The 1,721-nt window shown below is 70.2% G+C and carries 2 protein-coding genes; both read right to left on the bottom strand.

Annotated elements, in window-relative coordinates; translation table 11 throughout:
* Positions 1–476 (bottom strand): MFS transporter (locus EQG76_RS08175; protein ID WP_159712294.1); only part of this gene is annotated, 476 nt, incomplete at its 3' end.
* Positions 477–612: 136 nt separating this feature from the next.
* Positions 613–1,656, bottom strand: a complete 1,044-nt coding sequence (locus EQG76_RS08180; protein ID WP_159712296.1) for a sulfate/molybdate ABC transporter ATP-binding protein — start codon at positions 1,654–1,656, stop codon at positions 613–615.
* Positions 1,657–1,721: the final 65 nt, after the last annotated feature.

The raw sequence follows: 1,721 nt of genomic DNA on the forward strand, positions 1-1,721 counted from the left end.
CCGCCGATTGCGGCACCCGCCAGCCCGCCCAGGCTCCAGAAGCCGTGGAACGAGGACATAGTCGGGCGCGCGCGGGCCCGCTCGACATCGGTGGCTTGCGCGTTCATCGCGACGTCCAGGCCGCCATTGCAGATGCCGAACAGGAGGGCCGCGGCGAACAGGCTGGGCAGGCCGGGCGCCAGCACCGGCAACGCCATCACCAGCACGAAGCCGGCGGCAAAGCCGAGAGTGGCGCGATCGGCACCATTGCGGCCGGCCAGCCAGCCTGCCGCCGGCATTGCCGCGATGGCACCGGCCGCGACCGTGAGCAGCATCATGCCGAGCAGGAATTCGTCGATGCGTTGCGCAGCACCGATCAGCGGGATGTGGACGGCCCACAAGCCGATGGCCGTGCCGTTGACCATGAAGATGGCCGACGTCCCCAGCCGGTTGCGCCCGATCCGCTCTCCGGCAGGCAGGGTGACAACGGCGCTCACGACGGCAGCTCCCCGCCCTGCCGGGCCTTGGGCAGGATCATCGCCAGGATTGCCCGCTGGCGCTGCTCCGGCAGGACAGTGATGAAGCTCGTCATGAATTGGCCGGTGGTTTGCGCATGGTCGTGCACGACAACGGTCAGGCCGCCGGGAAGATCCGGACATTGGCCGGGCGAAGATGCACGGCATCGCCCTTTGCGACGCACAGGTCGCGCCAGCGCGCCGGCGGCAGCGAGACCTCGACTGGGTCGCTGCCCTGGAGGTCCAGGTCGATCCGGATCACTGGGCCCAGTGCCGTGACATGGCGGACCAGGGCCGGCACGCTGTCCGGCCGCGGCTCCCGGCTGATCTCGATCTCCTCGGGCCGTACATAGGCGATGCCGTCGCCCGCAGCACCCTCCAGTGCGAAGCTGCGGCCCAGCACCCGCGCGGTGCCGCCCTCGCCGCGATAGGGTACCCGGTTCACCTGGCCAAGGAACTCGTACACGAACGGGTTGGCGGGCCGGTCATAGATCTCGGCCGGGGCGCCGATCTGCTCGATGCGGCCCTTGTTCATCACCACGACCCGGTCGGCCAGCTCCAGCGCCTCCTCTTGGTCGTGGGTCACGAACACCGAGGTCAGGCCCATCTCCTGGTGGAGGCGACGCAGCCAGCGGCGCAGGTCCTTGCGCACCTGGGCGTCCAATGCCCCGAACGGCTCGTCCAGCAGGAGCACGCGGGGCTCGATGGCCAGTGCCCGGGCCAGCGCCACGCGCTGGCGCTGGCCGCCGGAAAGCTGGGTGGGATAGCGCTGCGCCATGCCTTCGAGCTGGACGAGGCGGAGCAGCTCTCCGACTCGTGCCGCGATCGCGGCACGGGTCGGGCGTTGCGCGCGCGGCTTGACGCGCAGGCCGAACGCCACGTTCTCGAACACGGTCATGTGCCGGAACAGGGCGTAGTGCTGGAACACGAAGCCCACCGCCCGCTCGCCCACCGCCCGCGCTGTGGCATCGTCGCCGTTGAACAGCACCTGGCCCCGGTCGGGGAACTCCAGCCCGGCGATGATGCGCAGCAGCGTGGTCTTGCCCGAGCCGGAAGGGCCCAGCAGGGCGACGAGCTCACCCTGGTGGATCACCAGGTCGAGATCGTCCACGGCACGGAAGCCGCCGAACTCCTTGGCCACACCCTTGACCGTGATCGTCATCGCAAAAGGGCTCCGATAGTCCGGTCAGTGGCGCCGGGTCGCGGCGAGCTCGGCGCCGTAGCGCC

The organism is Geminicoccus flavidas (assembly GCF_009806515.1).
GTDB classification, from domain to species: Bacteria; Pseudomonadota; Alphaproteobacteria; order Geminicoccales; family Geminicoccaceae; genus Geminicoccus; species Geminicoccus flavidus.

Excerpts from the sequence above, each read along its gene's own strand:
- EQG76_RS08180 (WP_159712296.1), bottom strand. The coding sequence starts at position 1,656 with ATGACGATCACGGTCAAGGGTGTGGCCAAGGAGTTCGGCGGCTTCCGT.